We start from the raw sequence: 22,326 nt of genomic DNA, 5'->3' as shown, positions 1-22,326 counted from the left end.
ATTATAAATTTTTTAAAGCTAATTTTATTATTTTTTCTACGGTAGCATCAGGATTTTCTTTCAAAATAAAAGTTACAATTTTTTCGGATTGTTTTCTTTGAAAACCTAATACGTCTAAAGCAGATAACGCTTCATCTTTGTTAGTATTGCTTGTAATAACAGAAACATCATCAATATTAAAAGTTTTTAAAATTTTATCTTTTAAATCTACAATAACTCTTTGCGCTGTTTTTACACCAATGCCTTTTACAGATTGTATTAACTTTACATTTTCTGATGCAATGGCATGTTGAATTTCTTCTGAAGTCATAGAAGAACACATGGTTCTTGCAATGCTTGGTCCAACACCAGAAACCGAAATTAGTAATTTAAAAACTTCCCTTTCGGTTTTGTTAATAAACCCAAAAAGGGTGTGCGCGTCTTCTCTTATAGATAAATGAGTGTATAAAACTACAGCCTCATCATCTGGTAAACTAGAAAAAGTATTTAGAGAAATATGCAGCAAATACCCAACACCATTACAATCTACAACAACTTCTGTTGGACTTTTTTCTACTAACCTACCTCTAACTTGTGTAATCATTTACTTCTTTTTCTTGGCGACTAAAGTAAGAATTTATTTAGTGAATCTCTAATTTAATAAATTACAACGCAATTTATAAATAATAGAGGTTAGAAAATAGGTGCTAAACTATATTTTGAAAGTCTAAAGTCATTTTTAATAACTTTAATTATTAAATTTCATGTACGTCTTTTATCTATTTTCTAACCTTTAAAATCAATTTTTAACTGATTATTTTCTTAATTATTCTTATACTTTTTTTCTTTCTCTTGCGCATCTACAACAGCTAAGGCAGTCATGTTTACCATTTCATCTACACTAGCACCTAATTGCAAAATATGTACTGGTTTGCTTAATCCTAAAAGAATTGGGCCAATAGATTCTGCCTGGTTTAATTGTTTTAACAATTTATAGGTAATATTTGCTGCTTCTAAATTAGGGAAAATTAAAACATTTACTTTTTTTCCATTTAATTTAGAGAACGGAAATTCTTTCGCTAACATTTCAGAATTTAAAGCAAAATCTGCTTGAAGCTCACCATCTATTACAGTATCTGGAAAATGACGGTGCATATAAGAAACAGCTTCTCTAATTTTTTTAGATGTTTCTGTATTTGAAGATCCAAAATTTGAAAAAGAAACCATTGCCATATTTGGTTTCATACCAAACATTTTAACAAACTGTGCTGTCATTTGCGAAATCTTAGCCAAATCTTTTGCACTAGGATTTACATTAATAGTAGTATCTGCTAAAAATAACGGACCTTGTTTGGTTAACATTAAATTACAGGCTGCAATTTTTGTAATACCTCGCTCTTTTTCTACCAGCTCTAAAATAGGTTTTACTACCGTAGGATAAGGTCTAGAATACCCAGTAATTAAAGCATCTGCTTCTCCTTCATTTACCATCATAGTGGCAAAATAATTACGCTCTCGCATTAATTTTTTAGCTTCAGAAAGTGTTCTACCTTTTCGTTGACGTGTTTTCCAATACGCTTCTCCAAAACGATTTCTTCTATCTTCTTCTTTGTCTGTTTTAGGGTCTATAATTGGCACATCACCCGTAAAACCAATTTCTTCTTTTAATGCTAAAATAACTTCTTTTCTACCTAATAAAATTACGTTTCCAAGTTTCTCTTCATGAACTCTTTGCGCAGCTTTTAATACATCTAAATGATCTGCTTCTGCAAAAACAACTCTTTTAGGATTATTTTTTGCTCTGTTGTGTAAAAGTCTAATTTCTTTACTTCCAGAACCAGAACGTTCCATTAATTCTTCACGATACGCATCCCAATCTGTAATAGGCTCAAGCGCAACACCAGATTCCATAGCTGCTTTTGCAATTGCTGGTGGAATTTCATAAATTAATCTTGGATCAAATGGTTTTGGAATAATATATTCTCTTCCGTAAGATAAACTTACTTCATCATACACAATATTTACTTGTTCTGGTACCGATTTTTTTGCCAAATCTGCCAACGCATGTACAGCAGCCATTTTCATTTCCTCATTAATTTTAGTAGCTCTAACATCTAAAGCTCCTCTAAATATAAACGGAAATCCTAGTACATTATTAACTTGATTAGGATGGTCTGAACGACCAGTAGCCATAATAATATCTTTTCTGGTGGCAATCGCTAAATCATAATCTATTTCTGCAACTGGGTTTGCCATTGCAAATACTATTGGGTCTTTTGCCATTGATAATAGCATTTCTGGCGAAACCACATTTCCTTTAGATAAACCAATAAAAACATCTGAATTTTGCATTGCTTCTTCTAAGGTATTTAGATCTTGAGCTGTAGCAAATTCTTCTTTTTGTGAAGTAAGGTTTCCTCGGTCTTTTCTTATAACCCCTTTACTGTCGCACATTACAATGTTTTCTTTTCTTGCGCCCAACTCTACATACAAACGTGTACAAGAAATTGCAGCTGCTCCTGCCCCATTCACAACAATCTTAACGGTACTAATATCTTTATTTGTAATATCAATCGCATTTTTTAACGCAGCTGCAGAAATAATTGCGGTTCCGTGCTGGTCATCATGCATAACAGGAATATCTAATTCTTCCTTTAAACGTCTTTCTATTTCAAAAGCTTCTGGCGCTTTAATATCTTCTAGATTAATTCCTCCAAAAGTTGGTGCAATTGCTTTTACCGTTTGTATAAAAAGTTCTACATCCGTTGCATCTACTTCAATATCAAAAACATCAATATCTGCAAATATTTTAAACAACAATGCTTTTCCTTCCATTACTGGTTTTGAAGCATCCGGACCAATATCACCCAAACCTAAAACTGCAGTTCCGTTAGAAATTACAGCTACTAAATTTCCTTTAGAAGTATACTTATAGGCGTTATTTTTATCTTTTTCAATTTCTAAACAAGGTTCTGCAACACCAGGAGAATATGCCAATCCTAAATCATGTTGAGTAGCATATTTTTTGGTAGGAACAACCGCAATTTTTCCTGGTTTTGGCTTTGCATGATATAGTAAAGCCTCGTGTCTTTTTCTAGAATTGCTCATAAATTGATATTTACTTATTTTGACTTACAAATATAGCCATTTCAACCAAAAAGCAATTAAATTTTCTATTCTTTTAAGGAGTTGATATTTTTATTTACACTCGTATATTCTATGAATTTTATAACATATATAATAAAAAGTACTATTTTTTCACAATTAAGTAAGCAATACCTTAAACATCTTCAAATTAATTGTTTTTTTATTTTTATCTAACAGAAAAAATAAATTCTATTTTAATCAATTTAAAAATTATAGCTTGTTTAACAAACTTTACAATTTTTGTATTACTTTTTAATTTTATGTTTGCAATAGAAATACATTTAATGAAAAAAATTACCTGCTTACTTCTATTTTTTACTGCATTTTATGCTGCTGGCCAAATACAAGGAAAAATTACCAATACCAAAGGAGAAGCACTTTCTTTTGTGAGCGTTTATCTAAACAAAACACTTACAGGAACAACCTCTAATGACAATGGAGATTATCTTTTAAATATCAAGAAAAAAGGAAATTACACGGTAGTTTTTCAATTTATAGGCTTTAAAACAGTTAAAAAAAACGTAAATATTACTTCTTTTCCTTTTACTCTAAACGCACAACTAACTCAAGAGAATATAATTTTAGATGAAATATCTATTTCTACAAAAGACAATCCTGCCAATGCTATTATTAGAAATGTAATTGCCAATAAAGAAAAAAACACTAATAAATCAGCAAATTATGCAGCCAAATTTTATTCACGTGGATTGTATAAAATAAAAGATGCTCCAGAAAAATTTTTAGGGGAAAGTTTGGGCGATTTTGGTGGCGGATTAGATTCTACCAGAAGCGGTATTATCTACCTTTCGGAAACTGTTTCAGAAATAAAATATCAGAAAAAACCTAAAAAATTTACAGAAAAAATTATTGCTTCTAAAGTTAGCGGCCGCGATAATGGCATTAGTTTTAATAGAGCTGCAGAGGCAAATATTAACTTTTATGAAAACAGTATTAATTTTGGCAACGATTTAATTTCGCCAATTTCTAACAATGCTTTTAGCTATTACAATTATAAATTAGAAGGTGGTTTTTATGATAAAAATGGCAAACTCATCAACAAAATATTATTAATACCAAAACGTAAAAATGATAGAGTTTTTGAAGGATATTTGTACATTGTTGAAGAAGATTGGGCAATTTATGGCGCAGATGTTACCGTTAGCGGCGAACAAGTAAACTTGCCCATGGTTAAATTTTTAAAATTAAAACAAGATTTTAATTATTCTGATAAAAATGATGCCTGGGTGTTAATTAGTCAGAGTATTGGTTTTAAAGTAGATCTTTTAGGGTTTAAGGTTGATGGAAAATTCTCATCTGCTTACTCAAATTATAATTTCTCTCCTAATTATACAGAAAAAACGTTTACCAATGAGGTGTTATCCTTTGAAAAAAATGCCACACAAAAAGACAGTGTTTATTGGCACAATTTACGCCCTGTACCACTTACACAAGAAGAAAAGGCCGATTATACCGTTAAAGACAGTATAAAAGTAGTTCGAAAAACTAAAAAATATTTAGATTCGTTAGATTTAAAAACAAATAAATTTAATTTGTTATCGCCAATTACGGGGTATACTTTCAGAAATTCTCATAAAAAATGGGCTTTTTCTTTTGATGGAATAATAGGTTATTTTAATTTTAATACAGTGCAAGGTTTTAATTCTACATTGGGTTTTAATTATAGAAAAAGACAAAATGATGCTGGTAAGAAATGGAATTTGACCACAAAAATAAATTATGGCTTTTCAGACAAACGACTAAGACCTGCTTTTTTCTATACCAAAAATTGGAATAATTATTCTAGACCAAGTGTCACTATTTCTGGTGGTGTAACAACACCTCAATTTAATAATAGAAACCCAATTTCTAATTTAGACAACACCGTACAATCTTTATTAAGGCAGAAAAATTACTTAAAAATTTATGAAAAATCATTTGCTAAACTAAATTATTCAGAAGAAATAAAAAACGGAATTTATTTTAATTCTTCTTTAGAATATGCGCACAGAAAGCCGTTGTTAAACACCACAGATTACTCTTTTGTTACCAAAGACCTTCCGTACAGATCTAACAACCCGTTAAACGAAACCGACTTTACAAATACTGCATTTAATGCCCATAAAGTTTGGATTGCCAACATAGGAGCAACCATTATTTTTAATCAAAAATATTTATCTTATCCAAATCAGAAATTTAATTTAGGGAATAATAAATACCCTTCTTTAAATATACAATACAGAAAAATAATTGGAGTAGATAATTCAACATTAAGTTCAGATGCTTTTTTAGCCGTATTAAAACAAGATTTAAATGCCGGAAATTACGGAGAATTTAGCTACAATTTACGTGGTGGAAAGTTCTTAAAAAAGAAGAACATTGCTTTTATGGATAATTTTCAAGTAAAAGGAAATCAAGTTCTTTTCCCGTTAAAAAACAGTCATTTAGACAGGTTTGGTTTGTTAGATTATTATACTTTTTTCTCTAATGATGCTTATGCTGAAGCGCATTGGCAACACAATTTTAAAGGTGCTGTTTTAGGAAAAATTCCGTTATTTAATAAATTAAATCTTCATTTGGTTGCGGGTTCAAAAGCGTTGCTTGCCACCAACAGAAAACCGTATAGCGAATATTCTTTAGGTATAAAAAATATTGGTTTTGGTAAATGGCGTTTTTTACGTGTAGATTATGTACATTCTCAACAAGGAAGTAATACTAATAATGGTTTTTTGTTTGGCTTAAGCTTGTTTCAATAATACCTATAGCATAATTTTGTTTTGTATTCACAAATTAATTTTAAACGAAAAGATGTCTAAGTCTCTAATGAGCTTTAAAAAAATCTTTATTTTTGAAAAATGAAAATTCAACTACTCTTTTTTGGCATTACTACAGATTTAATGAATACCAATCAATTAAAAATAGAGGTTAACACGGCAACTTCTATCCATGATTTTAAATTGAATTTAAAAGAAAACTATCCTCAATTAGAAAACATTAACACCTATGCAATTGCTGTAAATGAAGAATATGCAACCGATCAGTTAATTTTAAGTGAAGGAGATGTTGTAGCAATTATACCACCAGTAAGTGGTGGTTAAAAAACTTCAAAAAAATTATAAATTTCAATTTTTTAAATAAAAAAACTGCTCCTGTTTTTTAACTTTTTTCCTTGCATTATTTTCAAAAGAATTTAAAAACAATTATCAAACAGACCAAATAAAAATCTATAATACGCTACCTCAAATACTTTTTATCAATATAAAAAGTACCAAAAGGTAAAATAGAAGCAACCAAAACAATTCCTAACGTTTTGTTGTCCCAATTCATTTCTTTTTTAATTAAAAAAGCCAAAACAACATACAACATAAAAAGGATTCCATGAGGCATTCCTAACATTTTTACGTAAGAAGCATCACCTTGTAAATACTTAATTGGCGTAGCAATAAAAAGCAATAATAAATAAGAAACTCCTTCTAAGAAACTTATAATTCTAAAGATATTTTTCATGTTTAATTAAATTTATTATTACGGTTGAAATAAGACAATTTGTTTATTTTAAAGATGTACTATTATTTGTAAAAATTTTAAATTGACTTTGTAAACCTTAGGTTATTTTGTTCTAAATAATAAAATGCGAAAATACAATTTTGTTTTCCTATTTTTGTTGCTAAATGCAAAGAACTTCTATTAAAATTACGTCAGAAAAATTAAACTTACAAGAATGTTACAATTTTGTAAGTGATGCTTCTTGTGGCGGCATTTCTGCCTTTATAGGAACTGTAAGAAATGACACACAAGGCAAAGAAGTACAACAATTAGATTTTTCTACCTACAAGCCAATGGCAATTAAAGAAATGCAAAAAATTGCAGATTTGGCCTTAGAAAAGTTCGATATACATAAAATTGCCATTCATCATGCAGAAGGCATGTTGCAAATTGGTGCTATTCCGGTAATAATTACAACATCATCTAAACATAGAAAAGCGGCATTTTTAGCATGTGAATTTGCTATAGACACTTTAAAAGAAACTGTTCCTATTTGGAAAAAAGAATATTTTTCTGATGGCGAAGTTTGGGTAAATGCACATCCGTAAATGTTGTTTTTGATGATAGAAATTACTGTAAAAAATCGCAACAAATTTTAGAAACTTTTTTCAAGTGATCTGAAAGCTGTTTTTCTTTCCACGGATGCGAAGTATTAAACACATGATTCGCTCCTTCAATAATCTTTAACTCACTGTTTAAATTCCAAGTATGCAATTTTTCTGCCTCTTTTATAGAAACAGAGGTGTCATTATCTCCATGAATTATTAATTGAGGAATTGTAATTTCTGAAGTTGCTTTTTGAATATGTAAACGATTTTCATTTTTTACAAAATCTGTATAAAATTGATAAAAATGTGGCATTTCTTGATGAGTTCGTCCATTTTTCACATAATAAACTCCATTTTTTTTCCAAGTATCAAAAGCTTCATTTTTCGGAAATCTACTTTTATAATCAGAAACTCCGGCTAGTGTAATTACTTTTTTAATACGGTTATCTTCATGTGCTTTTAATAAAACAATTCCTCCACCTCTACTGTGTCCTATTAATGAAATATTATTTAAATCAAGATTACTTTTAAATGCTGTATTTGTAGAAATCCAATCGATAACACTTCCTAAATCGTCTAATTCTTTGGAGTAATTATTGTTTCCAAAAGCTTCTAAGTCTGGAAAATCAATTGGGTTTTCTGAGGTTCCTCCATTATAAGAAAAATTGAATTTAACAAAGAAAAATCCTGCGTTAGCAAAAGTTGTTGCCATAACATTCCAAGCTCCCCAATCTTTAAAACCTTTGTAACCGTGACAAAAAATAACTACTTTTTTAGGTTGATGATCTTCTGTATAAAAAACATCTGTAACAATAGGTTTGTTATGTTTACCATCAACAATTATATTTTTTAATATTTTCATTATTTAAACAATTATTTTTATAAAGGTAAAAATAGCAACTAAACCTGATATAAAACCAAAGAAAATATGTGAAATTAAAATCATAATTATAAAAATAGTCTGGTTGCGTTTATTTTCTAAAATTTACAACAAAAAAAAGCGCATCCAATAAATGAATGCGCTTTTAACTATTAAAAATAAAAACAATTATTAAACAACACCTTGCGCTAACATGGCGTCTGCAACTTTTACAAACCCTGCAATATTTGCACCTTTTATATAATCTATAGAACCATCTTCATTTTCTCCGTATTGCACGCAAGAATCGTGAATATCTTCCATAATATCTTTTAATTTTTCATCTACTTCTTTACGAGACCAACTTAAGCGTAAAGAATTCTGACTCATTTCTAAACCAGAGGTTGCAACACCGCCGGCATTAGATGCTTTACCAGGCGCAAATAAGATTTTTGCTTTCTGAAATTCGTGAATAGCTTCTGGTGTAGAAGGCATATTTGCGCCTTCAGAAACACATTTACACCCGTTTTTAACTAATTCTTTAGCTTCATCACCATTTAACTCATTTTGAGTTGCACAAGGCAAAGCAATATCACACGCAACAGACCAAGGTCTTTGTCCTGCAACAAATTTTGCGTTTGGATATTTTTCTACATATTCACTAATTCTTCCACGTTTTTCATTTTTAATAAACATTACGTGTTTTAATTTTTCTTTACTAATACCTTCTTCATCTAAAATATAACCACTTGAGTCTGATAAAGTTAATATTATTGCTCCTAATTCCATCGCTTTTTCAGCTGCATATTGCGCTACGTTTCCAGATCCAGAAATTACTACTCTTTTTCCTTCAAAAGAATCGTTATTTCTTTTTAACATATTCTGAGCAAAATATACATTTCCATAACCTGTTGCTTCTGGTCTAATTAAAGAACCTCCCCAAGACGCACCTTTACCCGTTAACACACCAGTAAAAGTAGTTTTCAACTTTTTATACATACCAAACATAAACCCTATTTCTCTTGCTCCAACACCAATATCTCCAGCAGGAACATCTGTATTATGACCAATATGTCTAAACAATTCGCTCATAAAAGCATGACAGAAGCGCATAATTTCATTGTCTGATTTTCCTTTAGGATCAAAATCAGAACCTCCTTTTCCACCACCCATCGGTAAAGTTGTTAGTGAATTTTTAAACACTTGTTCAAATGCTAAAAACTTTAAAATACTCGCATTTACAGATGGATGAAAACGCAAACCACCTTTATAAGGTCCAATAGCAGAATTCATTTGAATTCTATATCCTCTATTTACTTGAATTTCATCGTTATCATCAACCCAACAAACTCTAAAAGAAATTAACCTTTCTGGTTCTACCATTCTTAATAAAATGTTTTTACCGAAATAAATATCATTTTCCATGATATAAGGAATTACAGTTTCTGCAACTTCTTGTACGGCTTGTATAAATTCTGGCTCGTGGTTATTTCTTATTTTAACCAACTCCATAAACTCTTTAATTTTTGACTCCATAATTTTTGGTATGATTTTTTACGAATATTATAAAAATATAAAGAAACAAAGATAAGTAATTTTCAATATCACAAAATTAAATTAATTAAAAAATTTTTGTTAAAAACCCTTATTTCAATCGATTTCGGTTAGAGTTGTGGTTTTCTTAATAAATTCAATCTAAAACTCTTTAAAAAAGATTAAATTTGCCTCTTAATTATCCTTTAAAATGTTAGACAAAGTAAAAGAACTGATTGGTGATGTAAAAGCATTTAATGCAACTACAAAAGAAGAAGTAGAAACTTTTAGAATTAAATACCTAGGAAGCAAAGGCTTATTGAAAGATTTATTTGCTGAATTTAAAAATGTAGATGCAGAGTTACGTAAAGATTTTGGTCAGGCATTAAATAATTTAAAAAAGTCTGCAGAAGGAAAAGTTGCTGAACTAAGTGAATCTTTAGAAGGAACTGCAAGTCAGAAATCTTTTTATGGAGATTTAACACGTCCATCAGAACCAATTAACTTGGGTTCTCGTCATCCAATTTCATTGGTAAAAAATCAAATTATTGAAGTTTTCAATAGAATTGGTTTCACGGTTTCTGAAGGTCCAGAGATTGAAGATGATTGGCATAACTTTACTGCCTTAAATTTACCAGAATATCATCCTGCAAGAGATATGCAAGACACGTTCTTTATAGAACAAGATCCAGATATTTTATTAAGAACACACACTTCTTCTGTACAAGTACGTTATATGGAAGAAAATAAACCACCAATAAGAACAATTTCTCCAGGAAGAGTTTTTAGAAATGAGGATATTTCTGCAAGAGCACATTGTATTTTTCATCAAGTAGAAGGTTTGTATATAGATACTGATGTTTCTTTTGCCGATTTAAAACAAACACTTTTATATTTTACACAAGAAATGTTTGGAAAATCTAAGATTCGATTACGTCCTTCTTATTTTCCATTTACGGAACCTAGTGCTGAAATAGATATTTATTGGGGATTAGAAACTGAAACAGACTACAAAATTACCAAAGGAACTGGTTGGTTAGAAATTGGTGGTTGTGGAATGGTAGATCCTAATGTATTAAAAAATGCAAACATAGATCCAACTAAATATTCTGGGTATGCTTTTGGTATGGGAATAGAACGTATTGCCATGTTATTATACCAAATTCCTGATATTAGAATGTTTTATGAAAACGATAAACGTTTCTTAGAACAATTTAAATCTGTTATATAATGAACTATTTTACACAATTTTGGAACGAAAATAGAGATGATGAATATGCAGATTGGGGAACCTCTACTTGGTATTTTGAAACCAATGATGCCGATGAAGTTTTAAAACAAATTACCGTTTATAAAAACGAAAAGGTTACAAAATATAATGAAGACTACCTTGAAGATGAATATGGTGGATTATGTGAAGGAACCTTAACTATAGATGATTGTGATGGCGATGTTATCTCTAAAGAAGAGTTTTACAAACTTTGGTAATTCTATAGGTAAAAAGAATACTTTTTAAAAAGCATATTTCTTGATTATTTTTTATGAAAAAAGACATTATCATACCAAAAGTTACTGATGTAGAAGTGGCAATCGTTTATGAATTTAACGATATTTATAACACCAATGATTGGAACGTTTACATCATTAACAATAAAAATGTAGACTTAGAAATGGTGGTAATTGTTTCTCAGGGTTTTTCTGATACAAAAACCACTTCTTTGCTTCGAAAAAAAATAGAAAAACTCCCTGCCAATTCGTTTGCTAAGGTTGAATTAATTCAACCAGAATTATTCACGCTAAACAACCGTTTTCAGGTTACCTTTTTTGAAGAAAATAGGTTGTTTGAAAAAACATTTACTTTTCTAGAAAATACCATAACAGAAAGTACTTTAGAATTGATTTCTGCATTAGACAAACGCGGAATTTTAGCGCAATAGATTTTAATTAGCCAACGGCACAAACTTTTTTCGGAAAGAATACACCAAAGGAATTCCTCGGGCAAGAATCCAAAATGTATAGGCAATCCAAATTGCAATTAATTTATAATCTAGCCAATCAAACACCAATAATATTGGAACAAAAATAATTGCAGTAGAAAATATTAATAGGTTTCTTAAATACTTCATTTCTCCCATTCCTTTAAACATTCCGTCATAAATAAAGGTAATAGCACAAAGTGGTTGCATGGCTAAAACTAGCCAAAAACTATTGTAAAATTGATCTAATACAAGTTGTTCTTTTGTAAATATTTTTCCAATAGTAGCATAAAAAACAAACCCAATAATTGTGATGATGATACTTACAAAAATGGCATATTTTAGTAATTTCTGACTTAGTAAAAGTAAATTCTTATACTCTTTTGCTCCTAAAAATTTTCCGGCTAAAATGTTTCCGGCGCTAGAATATCCGTCTAGCATAAAAGCACCCAAAAGCCAAAGATTTAAGCCTATTGTATATGCAGCAATGTATTCTTTTCCGTAATTTGTTGCATAAGATGTAGCAAAATATAGGGCAACATTTAAAGCAATTGTTCTTATAAAAAGGTTGCCAATCATGTTTAAAAGACGCGGAATTTCTGGATGAAGAATTCTTGAGATTTTTAAAGAAATTGACGTTTTTTTAATCAACAAAAATGCAGCCATAATTGCCATAATAATTTGAGCCAAAACACTTGCATACGCTGCACCTTCAATGTTCATTGCGGGAATAAAACCTTCAATTCCGTAGACAAAAGCGATGTCTAAAACAATGTTTAACAAAGCTCCTGCAATGGCAATTACCATTGGATAATACGTATTTTGCAATCCTCTAAAAGTACCAAAAATGGCAAATACAAAAAGTGAAAAAGGAAAACCAAAAATCCTTATTTCAAAATAACTAATACAATACTCTAATATACTTCCGGTGGCATTATAAAACTTAAAAATCTGTTCTGCAAACGGATAAGAAACCAATAAAACCAACAAACTGCAACCCACAACAATTGCAATTGCTTGTGCCGGCAAAGTATGTACTTCATCCAACTTGTTGGCACCTACATATTGAGAAATTATAGAAGAAATTGCACTTCTTATTTGTCCAAAAACCCATATTAACATAGAAATAAAAGCGCCTACAATACCTACAGCCGCTAAACTTTCTGTTGCATTCACAGTTAAATTACCAATAATAGCAGTATCTGTAATTGACAAAATGGGTTCTGCAATACCAGCAATTAATGCAGGAATAGCAAGCTTGTTAATCTGTTTAAAACTAAGGTTTGTTTTCAAAAAAAAAGATTTAATTGCAAAGGTACATATCTAAAAAAAGAGAAAATAAGTAAATCACTGAAAAATTGAGTAACTTTGCAGCACCAAAATCTTTCTTTAAATAGAAACCAAAATTACATAGATAAGGCCTTTCTAAAGTTAGATATTGATGTTACTATCATCATTAAAAAAATTTAAAACATACCAGATGAAACACGTTTTAGTACCTATTGGATCTACAAAAAATGCCCAAAACACGTTACAGTATGCCATTGATTTTGCACAAGAAATAAACGCACAACTTTATGTTTTTAGAGCGTATAGCGCAAAATCAAAAGCCGGTACTATTGTAAATATGAATGCCATTATTGCGCGTGAAACCGACTTGTATTTACGCACCTTGGTAAATTCTGTAGATGTAAAAAATGTAGATGTTAAACTTATTTCTGCCAAAGGAAATCTTGTTGATAATGTAGAAAGTATTGATGAGCAATTAGGAGTAGATTTAATAATTGTTGGTACAAGAAGCAATTCTATTAAAGAAGAAATATTTTTAGGTAAAACCGCTGGTAAATTGGTGAAACAAACAGAAATTCCTGTTTTAACTATTCCTGAAGGATACAAATTTTCGCCTATTAGTACTATTTTAATGGCTTTTAAATCTGGCGTTGTAAAAAGCAAAACGGCCTTAAAACCTTTGCATATTTTTGTTGATAAATTTAAATCTCAAGTACATTTTTTATTAGTAAAAACACCTAATTACCGCGAAGAAGATTTAGTGATTGATAAAAATTTAGTAAAAATTCAATCTACATTAACCATTACGGAAAATGCCACAACTTTTCAAGGAGTTTTAGCACATATAAACACCGTTAATCCTGATATGTTATGTGTAATTAGACGTAAAAAAGGTTTTTTCAAAAAATTATGGGAAAAGAACACTGTTCTTAAAGCAGAATTTTCTACAAGCGTACCTTTATTAATTTTGAAAGGAAAATAAACTTAAAAAGTTTTAAAATAACCGATTTTCATCGGTTATTTTAAAATTTAAACTACACTAGTATTTTAAATCTGGTGGCTCTACAAACGCAATTTCTTTGTTGTAAATTTCCTTGATATAAATTTTTACTTCTTCTAAAAACCCATCTAATTTTTCTTGTGTTATTTCTGAGTCTGGATTTCTAGAATTCTTAGAAAAATTAACTGGTAAAAAACCATTATTCAAATTTCTAAACGAATAAATACCACCAATTATAGGTTGTTTAAAATTGAAATTTTTACTATTTGTATATAAAAAAGCATACAATAAAACCTGAATAGCTTTGTGCTGATTTTTAGCACGTAAATCCTCAAAATTAAGAACTTTTAAATCAGCATTATTTACAATGCCTGTTTTGTAATCTATAATTCTTAAAACGCCATTTAACTCATCTACCCTATCAACGTTTCCGTGTATTTTTATAGGAAAGTTAATTCCCTCAATTTTTATTTCAGTATCAAATGTTTCTTCTGTTGCTATAATTTTAAGTTGATTGTTTTTATCGGAAACCAACTTCTTTTCTTTTGCCAAAAAATTATGAACAAACCTATTGGCAACTTCAAAAATTAACCTGTTTTTTCCGGTGGTAATATCTCCGTTTTTAAATTCGTTTTTAAAATATTTTACAACCAACTCTTTGGCAACCTTTTCCATTTTAGAAACTCCATCAACCGTTAAAAATTTACCAATAAACGGAATGTATAATTCTTCTAAAGTTTGATGCACCACAGTACCTAAAGTATTAAAAGCAATGGTTTCTTCTATGGTATCAAATTCTTTTATTTTTAAAACTTTTTGTTTGTAAAAAGCAATGGGATTGTACAAATAGTTTGTAAGAGAAGACGGCGAAATACCACTTATCGCTAGTTGTTTTAAACTTTCTAAAACCAAATTATTCTTTTGAACCTCTTTTAATTCTATATTTTTTGTAACAATTTTAGGCGAAACAAATTTTTGCTTAATCTCTTTATTTAATAATTCTAGTTGACTTACAAACCTACTTTTTTCTCCGTTTCCAAAAACATCATGCTCTGTATTGTACAGTAAAAAAATGTTTTTTGCACGTTGTAATAGTCTAAAAAAATGGTAAGAAAAAATGGCATCTTTCTCCCGATATGTTGGCAAACCATAAGAAATTTTTACATCAAAAGGAATAAAAGAATTTTGTTGACTATTTTTAGGCAAAACACCTTCATTTGCCGAAGTTAAAATAACATTTTCGAAATCTAAAACACGGGTTTCTAACATTCCCATTAATTGCAAACCTCTTAAAGGTTCTCCTTGAAACGATAGATTTTCTGAAGCAATTATTTGATTAAAAAACATGGATAATGTCTTTAAATCCTGAAAATAATTAAACTCATTTAATAATGTTTTTAATTGGGTAAAAGCAGTGAAAAAGCGAAATAAATATTCTTTTTCCAAATCAAGTGTATTCTCTTTTAAAAAATTAATAAGTTCAAGAATTCTTTCTATAAATTCGGTTGTTGATGTATACGAATTAAAAATACCTGCAATGGCTTCTTTTGTTTCTCCTTCTAAATTATTAATAAATGATTTTAGTGTTGTTTTTGTGATAAAAGTGGTGTTTTCTATAGCTATGTTTTTCAAAAATTCTTCAAGAGAAGCAGCATTGCCTTCTGTAATAGATTTATAAATTAAAGGTTCTTTTAAAAAACGAATTACATCTTTATAATAAAACTCATTTACTACAGATTTTTGCAGCTTTTGCTGAGAAATAAATAATTTAAAAATAGAAGAAAACAAATTGGTTGTAGGAATATCTTTTAGCGGATATCCCATGGTAATATTTATATTTTCTATATTTTTTGGCAACGAATTTAACGCAATAGGCAACAAAGTTTCATCTGCAAAAACCAAAGCTGTGTTTCTAAAGTCTGTAATTTTTTCTAAAATTTCTCCTGCGTATTTTATTTGCGTATTATTTTTAGAAGCGCCAATTACCTGAATATTTTTTGGTGATGAAAATGAATTACCAATTATTTTTAGCTCATTTTTTTCGTAATACTTCCATTCTTTTTTATACTTTCTTATAAAGTTTCCTGCTTGATGTTTAGAATGGTAAAACACGGTATCTAAATCCCAATAAATTTCAGAATTACCAGTTTCTAATACCTTTTTAAATAACAATTCTTCTGCGGTATTTAATGCATTAAAACCAATAAAAAAGAATCTAATATCAGAAGTATTTGTTGCATAAGCATCTATTTTATTACACGCTTCTCTGTATATTAATCCTTGATAACCTATGTTTTTTTTCAGTAAAAATTCATACAAAGCAGCATAATAAGTATTCAACTTTTCTAGAAAAAAATGATGATCTTTTATTAATTCCGTTTCTTTAAAAGTACCCGAAACCGACCATTTTTTTAATCGTTCAATATCTTTTATATAGTCAAAAATTTGTTCGGTATTAATTAAATATTGATCAATTTCATTAAAGTCTTGTAAAACCGTTAAGGCCCAAGATGTAAAAACATCAAAACTTGCTGGATCTTTTTCTATCTTTTTATAAATAGTATAAAAATGAAACAATAACTCAATATTGTTTGCTTTTTCAATACCAGACACCTCACTTATAAACTGTTCTATATTTACTATTTTTGGCAAAAACCCTACAGTCATTTTATCCTTAAGTGTTTGCTTTACAAACACTTTTGCCCTTTGTGTGGGTAAAACAAAAACCACGTTTTCAAAAGAAGTAGTGGTTTTTAAAATATCATTAATGGTTTCGGAAATAAAAGATTGCATAGCTTTATTAGGTCTGATCTGAATACAGTAAAACAAAAGCAAGAACAAGTCTTCTAATGAAAAACCGAGTGTTATAAAATAACCAATTTACAATTATTATCTTATTTTTGAGTATTAGTATCTTTTAATTTTTTAGAAATTATACATGCAAAACAAACTAAAAATAGTAGGAATTCAAGCAGATTTGGTTTGGGAAAATGCCACTGAAAATATTGCTTTTTTGGAAACACAAATACACAGTTTTCCTGCAGATATCGATTTAATAGTATTGCCAGAAATGTTTACCACTGGTTTTACCATGAATGCCACAAAAGTTGCAGAAAAAATGAATGGAATTTCCGTTACTTGGATGCAAAAGATTGCCCAACAAAAACAACTTGCCATTGTTGGTAGTTTGGTTATTGTTGATGAAGAAAAATATTACAATAGATTGGTATTTGTGCATCCTTCAGGAGACATTGAAACCTATAATAAGAGACATTCTTTTTCTTTGGCAGGCGAAAACAATGTGTATACTTCTGGAACCGAAAAACTAATAATTACCTATAAAGGTTGGAAAATTTGTCCGTTAATTTGTTATGATTTACGTTTTCCTGTTTGGGCAAGAAACACACAAAATTATGATCTTTTAATTTATATTGCCAATTGGCCCGTAAATAGAATACACGCATGGATAGCTTTGTTAAAAGCACGTGCCATTGAAAATATGAGTTATGTAATTGGTGTGAATAGAACAGGTAAAGATGCCAATAATTACCATTATTCTGGCAATTCTTTGACGCTAGATTTTTTAGGTGAAGAAATTGCCCATTTGCCAAAAAATAAAGTTGGTATTATAACTGCCACTTTAGACAAAAATGAACAACAAAAAACAAGAGAAAAATTGGGTTTTTTAAATGATAAAGATGATTTTAAAATAGAATTTTAGAGGGAACATTTACAGTTTTAAAATTGTTTTATCATCAACAAAAAAACTACTGATACTGTACTTTTCTAATTATTCGTAATGCTTCTTTGTATTTAATATAAGTCGTTTTATCGTCTAAACTACGAACATAATTTTTTGCTTTTTTTAAATGTTCTGCCACATCTAAATATCCGTGTAAATAACAGATTAAAAAATTAGTTGGCAATCGTAAAACATCTTCGTATTCAATTGCAGAAAGTGTGGTATTCTTTGCTATTTTTTTCACAATTTTAATACAATTATTATAAATTAAATGAATAATATTAGCATCATATTTTGGTGGTTTAAATAGAAATTCTTTCACAATATCATGCTGTCCGTTTTCCTTAAAATTAATAATTGTTTTTTCTAAAGGATAATGAGTTTCGCTTTTATCTATTCCTAAAAGAATGTATTCTGTAACAATAAAAGAATTCTTATTAATGGTAATTTGCACATCATCTAAAGAAGAAAAAAAGATTCTAACTTGTTCATTAATCAACTCTATATCTACGCGCGAAAAAAATTCTTCCTTATTTATCAATTTACGTTTTCCGGCCCAACACAACACAAATTGCTCGTTAAAAACTTTGTATTGAGGATTATTTTCTGGGTGATGATTGTTGATAAAATCAAAAACACCATTTAAGGTTAATTCTATATTGTTACTGGCATTTTTTTCTATGGCTTCAACAATTTCAGCATTGCTGTTTCTCAACTCAAAATGATCACCATAAAAAGGCATAGAATTGCTACCTCTTCTATAAAAAACAGTGCCTTTTCTATATTTCCAGGTGTTTTTTAAAAGTTCAGCAATTTTATTATTCGGGTATATTGTTACCAAACCAATTACTTTATGCCTTGGTAAACTAGGAAACGGCACGTTTTCATATTCTATTTTCGGAGGGTTTTTTACATACGCATTTACCAAATTCTGAATTTTACTATCATCAAAAAAGTCTACGCCAATAATCTTATTTTCTTCATCTTCTACACCAATAACAATGTAAGAATTATTGCTAGGGTTGGCATTAGACAATGCACAAATATGTTTTAAAAATTTTGCCTTTCCGTCTTTAGAACTCAATGATAATTTTTGCTTTTTATCGTAGAAACTATTCTCATCATTATGAGAAAGTAGGTTTTTAATAAGAAGACGTTTGTTAATCACAACTGCAAAATAGTATTATTGATAATTTGTATGATAGATTTTGTACTGCAAAAAACAGTATTAATAGCCCGTTTTATTCATAATTGTAGCACTTGCTTGTGCCGTTGGATACACCACCAAATCTTCTATATTTACATGATAAGGTCTTGAAATTACAAAATAAATAATATCTGCAATATCTTCTGCTTGTAAGGCTTTGTACCCACTATAAACGGCCGCAGCTTTTACTGTATCTCCTTTAAAACGCACTTCAGAAAACTCCGTTTCTACAGCGCCCGGATGAATTGCCGCCACACGAATGTTGTGCTTATTTAAATCTATTCTCATGGCTTTATTTAATGCATTTACAGCGTGTTTAGAAGCACAATACACATTCCCATTTGGGTACACTTCTTTACCAGCAATAGAGCCAATATTTACAATAAAACCACTATTTCTTGCTGTCATTTGAGGTATAATTGCTTTAGAAACATACAACAAACCTTTTACATTTATATCTAACATTGCGTCCCAATCATCTAAATTACCATCTTGTAAAGAAGATAAACCATGCGCATTACCGGCATTATTTATTAAAATATCTATGTTTTTAAAACTCTCTGGAATACTTTTTATAGCATTTTTAACCTCATCTTTTTTAGAAACATCAAACTGTAAAGTGGTTACTTCTGTTAGCAAACTTAATTTTTTTTGAAGGCTTTCTAAGCGTTCTACTCTTCGTCCACAAAGAATTAATCTAATTTTATGTGCTGCAAAAATTTCTGCTGTTGCTTTTCCAATTCCAGAAGTTGCACCTGTTATAAAGGCTGTTTTTCTCATGAAGTAGTTTACTTTTATTTTTCCTTAAAATTATGAAATCTAGAACGTTTTACCTCTTTTTTAATGTTATTTTTTGATGAAAACAGTCAAAATTTATAAATAATAAAAGGTTTGGCATTGGTAAAAGCTTTCGTTAATTTTAGAATCTAAATTACTTAACAAATGAAATCCCATTTTTACGTTCTTTTATGTACATTTATTTTTATTTCTTGTACGCTAAAAAATGATCAAGAAAAACTCTTAGAAAAAGGAATTTCGTTTGAATTATCGCAATACAGAAAACAACAAATTACAACTGTTGTGTATGGCTTAGATTTTAAAATTCCCAAAGAAAAAAAGTTACCTATTGCCGCTAAATTAACTTTAAATTTTTCGCTTAGCGATGTAAAAAATGATGTTATTTTAGATTTTAAAGAAGCTACCACAAAATTAAAATCGATAAAAGTAAATAACAAAAAATCGATCTTAACTCACCAAAATGAACATATTATTCTTGCTAAAAATGAACTAACTTTAGGCAAGAATACTATTGAAATATTTTTTGATGCTGGCGAAACTTCACTCAATAGAAATAACGAATTTCTGTACACCTTATTAGTACCAGACAGAGCAAGCACCTTATTTCCTTGTTTTGATCAACCAGATATAAAAGCCAATTACACCTTGCGAATTACGGCGCCAAAAGATTGGAAAGTACTCTGTGCTGCGTTTGAAGTAAGCAGTTTAGAGGTTGACGATTTTACAGAACATACTTTTGCAAAAACAGACACAATGAGTAGTTATTTGTTCTCTTTTGTAGCCGGAAAATTTACTGAAGTAACCAAAAATCCGGGTGCGTTTGACATGCGTTTTTTATACAGAGAAAATAACAAAGAAAAAATTGCAGAAAGTGTAGACGAAGTGTTTAAAATTCATCAAAATTCTATCGATTTTTTAGAAACATATACCAGTGTAAAATTTCCGTTTCAGAAGATGGATTTTGTGGCAATTCCGCCTTTTCAATATGGTGGTATGGAACATGTAGGCGCAATTCAATACAGACAATCCTCTTTATTTTTAGACAAAAATGCCACAGAAAACAGAAAATTAAATAGAGCAAAACTTATTGCACACGAAACTTCGCACATGTGGTTTGGAGATTTGGTAACCATGAAATGGTTTAATGATGTTTGGATGAAGGAAGTATTTGCCAATTTTATGGCAGATAAAATTATAAATCCTGTTTTTCCAGACATTAATCACACCTTAAGTTTTATGATGTCTCATTACCCTAGCGCCTATTCAGAAGATAGAACCAAAGGTACAAATGCCATAAGACAATATTTAGGAAATTTAAGAAATGCGGGGTCTATTTATGGAAGAATCATTTACAACAAAGCGCCAATTATGATGCGTCAGTTAGAATATTTATTAGGCAAAGAAGCTTTTCAACAAGGAATTCAAGAATATATAAAAACCTATGCAAATGAAAATGCAGATTGGAATGAACTGGTGGAAATATTAGATAAAAAATCTCCTAGAAATATTAAAAACTGGAGTGATGTTTGGGTAAATTCTGCCGGAAGACCTATTTTTTCTGAAGAAATTGAGTTGAATGAAAAAGGAAATGTTACCAAATTTATCATTCATCAAAATGCAGAAGATGGTTCTAAAAAGGTGTGGACACAATCTTTTAAAATTCAACTGAAAGATGAAAAAGGATCTGTAAAAAACATTAAAAATATGGGAAACTCTTTTGATATTACTTCGGCAACAAAAGATTTTAAACCCGGACAAGTTTTATACAATACAAACGGATTTGGTTATGGCGTTTTTCCAATCTATAAAAATGAAATTGATGCTTATAAATATATAACTGATGATGTTTCTAGAGGATATCAATATATTAATTTATATGAAAACATGTTGCTTGGAAACCTTACTGTTTTAAAAACATATCAGGTTTATTTAGACGCCATTAAGAAAGAAAGAAACGAATTAATTACCAATTATTTATCTGATAGAATACAAACCATTTTTTGGACATTTTTAACCAACGATCAACAAAAAAATAATCAACAAAAAATAGAAACTGAAATTTCTAATTTGTTAGAAACAACGTTGCCTGCAAACATTAAAAAAACATTGTTTAATTTGTATGAAAATATTGCCATTTCTACTGAAGGAAAAGAAAATTTATATCAGATTTGGAAAGAAAATAAAGCCATAGAAAACCTCTACTTAAATGAAAATAACTATACTACTTTGGCTATGAAATTGGCTATTTATGAACATCCAAAAGCAACCGAAATTTTAAAAGAACAACAACTAAGAATCTTTAATTCAGACAGGCAAGAACGTTTTAAATGGCTCTTACCTTCGCTTTCTAAAGATGTAAATGAAAGAGATCTTTTTATGAACTCTCTTTTACAAAAAGAAAACAGAGAAAAAGAATCTTGGGTACAAACTGCTTTGCAAAACATACATCATCCGCTCAGACAAAAATCTGCCACCAAACACTTGCATACTATTTTATCTACCTTAGAAGAAGTACAACTAACAGGAGATATTTTTTTCCCAAAAGGATGGTTGGCAAGTTCCTTTGGAAATTATTCTTCTAAAGAAGCTTCACTAATTTTACATACTTTTTTAGAAGAAAACCCGAACTATAATCCTATTTTACTCAAAAAAATATTGCAAACGACTGATCATTTAGAAAGAGCACAAAAAATAAAAAAATAGC

At 29.6% G+C, this 22,326-nt stretch carries 18 protein-coding genes; 9 read left to right on the top strand and 9 right to left on the bottom strand.

Translation table 11 applies throughout. The annotated features are described in order from the left end of the window. Window position 1: 1 nt before the first annotated feature. Together ruvA and ACSHW5_RS02415 are read right to left on the bottom strand one after the other, a co-directional pair. Complete coding sequence (ruvA, locus tag ACSHW5_RS02420; protein WP_435674513.1) at window positions 2-583, bottom strand: Holliday junction branch migration protein RuvA; 582 nt, start codon at window positions 581-583, stop codon at window positions 2-4. A 218-nt stretch (window positions 584-801) separates the two neighbouring features. Next, window positions 802-3,087 carry an NADP-dependent malic enzyme gene (locus ACSHW5_RS02415; RefSeq protein WP_435674512.1) on the bottom strand — a complete coding sequence of 762 codons (2,286 nt, stop codon included), beginning with the start codon at window positions 3,085-3,087 and terminating at the stop codon, window positions 802-804. A 323-nt stretch (window positions 3,088-3,410) separates the two neighbouring features. Here ACSHW5_RS02415 and ACSHW5_RS02410 point away from each other — a divergent pair, with 323 nt between their 5' ends. Both ACSHW5_RS02410 and moaD read left to right on the top strand, forming a co-directional pair. After that, window positions 3,411-5,879 carry a DUF5686 and carboxypeptidase regulatory-like domain-containing protein gene (locus ACSHW5_RS02410; protein WP_435674511.1) on the top strand — a complete coding sequence of 823 codons (2,469 nt, stop codon included), beginning with the start codon at window positions 3,411-3,413 and terminating at the stop codon, window positions 5,877-5,879. Between the two features lie 99 nt (window positions 5,880-5,978). Further along, window positions 5,979-6,221, top strand: a complete 243-nt coding sequence (gene moaD / locus ACSHW5_RS02405; protein ID WP_435674510.1) for a molybdopterin converting factor subunit 1 — start codon at window positions 5,979-5,981, stop codon at window positions 6,219-6,221. 136 nt (window positions 6,222-6,357) lie between these two features. Here moaD and ACSHW5_RS02400 read toward each other — a convergent pair whose 3' ends face one another. After that, window positions 6,358-6,630 carry a DUF3817 domain-containing protein gene (locus ACSHW5_RS02400; protein ID WP_435674509.1) on the bottom strand — a complete coding sequence of 91 codons (273 nt, stop codon included), beginning with the start codon at window positions 6,628-6,630 and terminating at the stop codon, window positions 6,358-6,360. Window positions 6,631-6,794: 164 nt separating this feature from the next. Between ACSHW5_RS02400 and ACSHW5_RS02395 the strand changes: the two genes are divergently transcribed. Continuing rightward, window positions 6,795-7,217 carry a molybdenum cofactor biosynthesis protein MoaE gene (locus tag ACSHW5_RS02395; RefSeq protein ID WP_435674508.1) on the top strand — a complete coding sequence of 141 codons (423 nt, stop codon included), beginning with the start codon at window positions 6,795-6,797 and terminating at the stop codon, window positions 7,215-7,217. A 22-nt stretch (window positions 7,218-7,239) separates the two neighbouring features. On the opposite strand, the gene ACSHW5_RS02390 is transcribed toward ACSHW5_RS02395, so the two are convergent. Together ACSHW5_RS02390 and gdhA are read right to left on the bottom strand one after the other, a co-directional pair. Then, window positions 7,240-8,079, bottom strand: coding sequence for an alpha/beta hydrolase family protein (locus tag ACSHW5_RS02390; protein ID WP_435674507.1), 840 nt, complete (start codon window positions 8,077-8,079; stop codon window positions 7,240-7,242). A gap of 189 nt (window positions 8,080-8,268) precedes the next feature. Further along, window positions 8,269-9,612 (bottom strand): NADP-specific glutamate dehydrogenase, encoded by a 1,344-nt coding sequence (gene gdhA, locus ACSHW5_RS02385; protein ID WP_435674506.1) that lies wholly within the window; start codon window positions 9,610-9,612, stop codon window positions 8,269-8,271. A 208-nt stretch (window positions 9,613-9,820) separates the two neighbouring features. On the opposite strand from gdhA, the gene pheS reads away from it, so the two are divergent. Genes pheS through ACSHW5_RS02370 form a run of 3 tightly spaced genes read left to right on the top strand, consistent with a single transcriptional unit; the run spans window position 9,821 to window position 11,546 of the window. Next, entirely contained in the window at window positions 9,821-10,840 is a 1,020-nt protein-coding gene (gene pheS, locus ACSHW5_RS02380) for a phenylalanine--tRNA ligase subunit alpha (protein WP_435674505.1), read from the top strand. Beyond that, window positions 10,840-11,097 carry a hypothetical protein gene (locus ACSHW5_RS02375; protein WP_435674504.1) on the top strand — a complete coding sequence of 86 codons (258 nt, stop codon included), beginning with the start codon at window positions 10,840-10,842 and terminating at the stop codon, window positions 11,095-11,097. The genes pheS and ACSHW5_RS02375 overlap by 1 nt, the downstream gene beginning before the upstream one ends. Before the next feature lie 53 nt (window positions 11,098-11,150). Next, window positions 11,151-11,546, top strand: coding sequence for a hypothetical protein (locus ACSHW5_RS02370; RefSeq protein ID WP_435674503.1), 396 nt, complete (start codon window positions 11,151-11,153; stop codon window positions 11,544-11,546). Between the two features lie 3 nt (window positions 11,547-11,549). Here ACSHW5_RS02370 and ACSHW5_RS02365 read toward each other — a convergent pair whose 3' ends face one another. Continuing rightward, complete coding sequence (locus ACSHW5_RS02365; RefSeq protein WP_435674502.1) at window positions 11,550-12,878, bottom strand: MATE family efflux transporter; 1,329 nt, start codon at window positions 12,876-12,878, stop codon at window positions 11,550-11,552. Between the two features lie 187 nt (window positions 12,879-13,065). Between ACSHW5_RS02365 and ACSHW5_RS02360 the strand changes: the two genes are divergently transcribed. Then, a complete protein-coding gene (locus ACSHW5_RS02360; RefSeq protein ID WP_435674501.1) occupies window positions 13,066-13,857 on the top strand; it encodes a universal stress protein in 792 nt (263 codons plus the stop codon). A 57-nt stretch (window positions 13,858-13,914) separates the two neighbouring features. Here the strand turns inward: ACSHW5_RS02360 and ACSHW5_RS02355 are convergent, their stop codons facing one another. Further along, window positions 13,915-16,668 carry a PD-(D/E)XK nuclease family protein gene (locus ACSHW5_RS02355; protein WP_435674500.1) on the bottom strand — a complete coding sequence of 918 codons (2,754 nt, stop codon included), beginning with the start codon at window positions 16,666-16,668 and terminating at the stop codon, window positions 13,915-13,917. A gap of 145 nt (window positions 16,669-16,813) precedes the next feature. Here ACSHW5_RS02355 and ACSHW5_RS02350 point away from each other — a divergent pair, with 145 nt between their 5' ends. Continuing rightward, window positions 16,814-17,596, top strand: coding sequence for an amidohydrolase (locus ACSHW5_RS02350; protein WP_435674499.1), 783 nt, complete (start codon window positions 16,814-16,816; stop codon window positions 17,594-17,596). Between the two features lie 46 nt (window positions 17,597-17,642). Here the strand turns inward: ACSHW5_RS02350 and ACSHW5_RS02345 are convergent, their stop codons facing one another. Together ACSHW5_RS02345 and ACSHW5_RS02340 are read right to left on the bottom strand one after the other, a co-directional pair. After that, window positions 17,643-18,785: an ATP-binding protein gene (locus tag ACSHW5_RS02345; RefSeq protein ID WP_435674498.1), complete on the bottom strand. Its 1,143-nt coding sequence runs from the start codon at window positions 18,783-18,785 to the stop codon at window positions 17,643-17,645. A 60-nt stretch (window positions 18,786-18,845) separates the two neighbouring features. Beyond that, entirely contained in the window at window positions 18,846-19,604 is a 759-nt protein-coding gene (locus ACSHW5_RS02340) for an SDR family NAD(P)-dependent oxidoreductase (RefSeq protein WP_435674497.1), read from the bottom strand. A 162-nt stretch (window positions 19,605-19,766) separates the two neighbouring features. Between ACSHW5_RS02340 and ACSHW5_RS02335 the strand changes: the two genes are divergently transcribed. Next, window positions 19,767-22,325 carry a M1 family metallopeptidase gene (locus ACSHW5_RS02335; RefSeq protein ID WP_435674496.1) on the top strand — a complete coding sequence of 853 codons (2,559 nt, stop codon included), beginning with the start codon at window positions 19,767-19,769 and terminating at the stop codon, window positions 22,323-22,325. Window position 22,326 lies beyond the last annotated feature (1 nt).

The sequence above is a fragment of the Polaribacter sp. genome, assembly GCF_051251875.1.
GTDB lineage: Bacteria > Bacteroidota > Bacteroidia > Flavobacteriales > Flavobacteriaceae > Polaribacter.
This window is presented reverse-complemented; position numbering and strand designations above follow the sequence as displayed.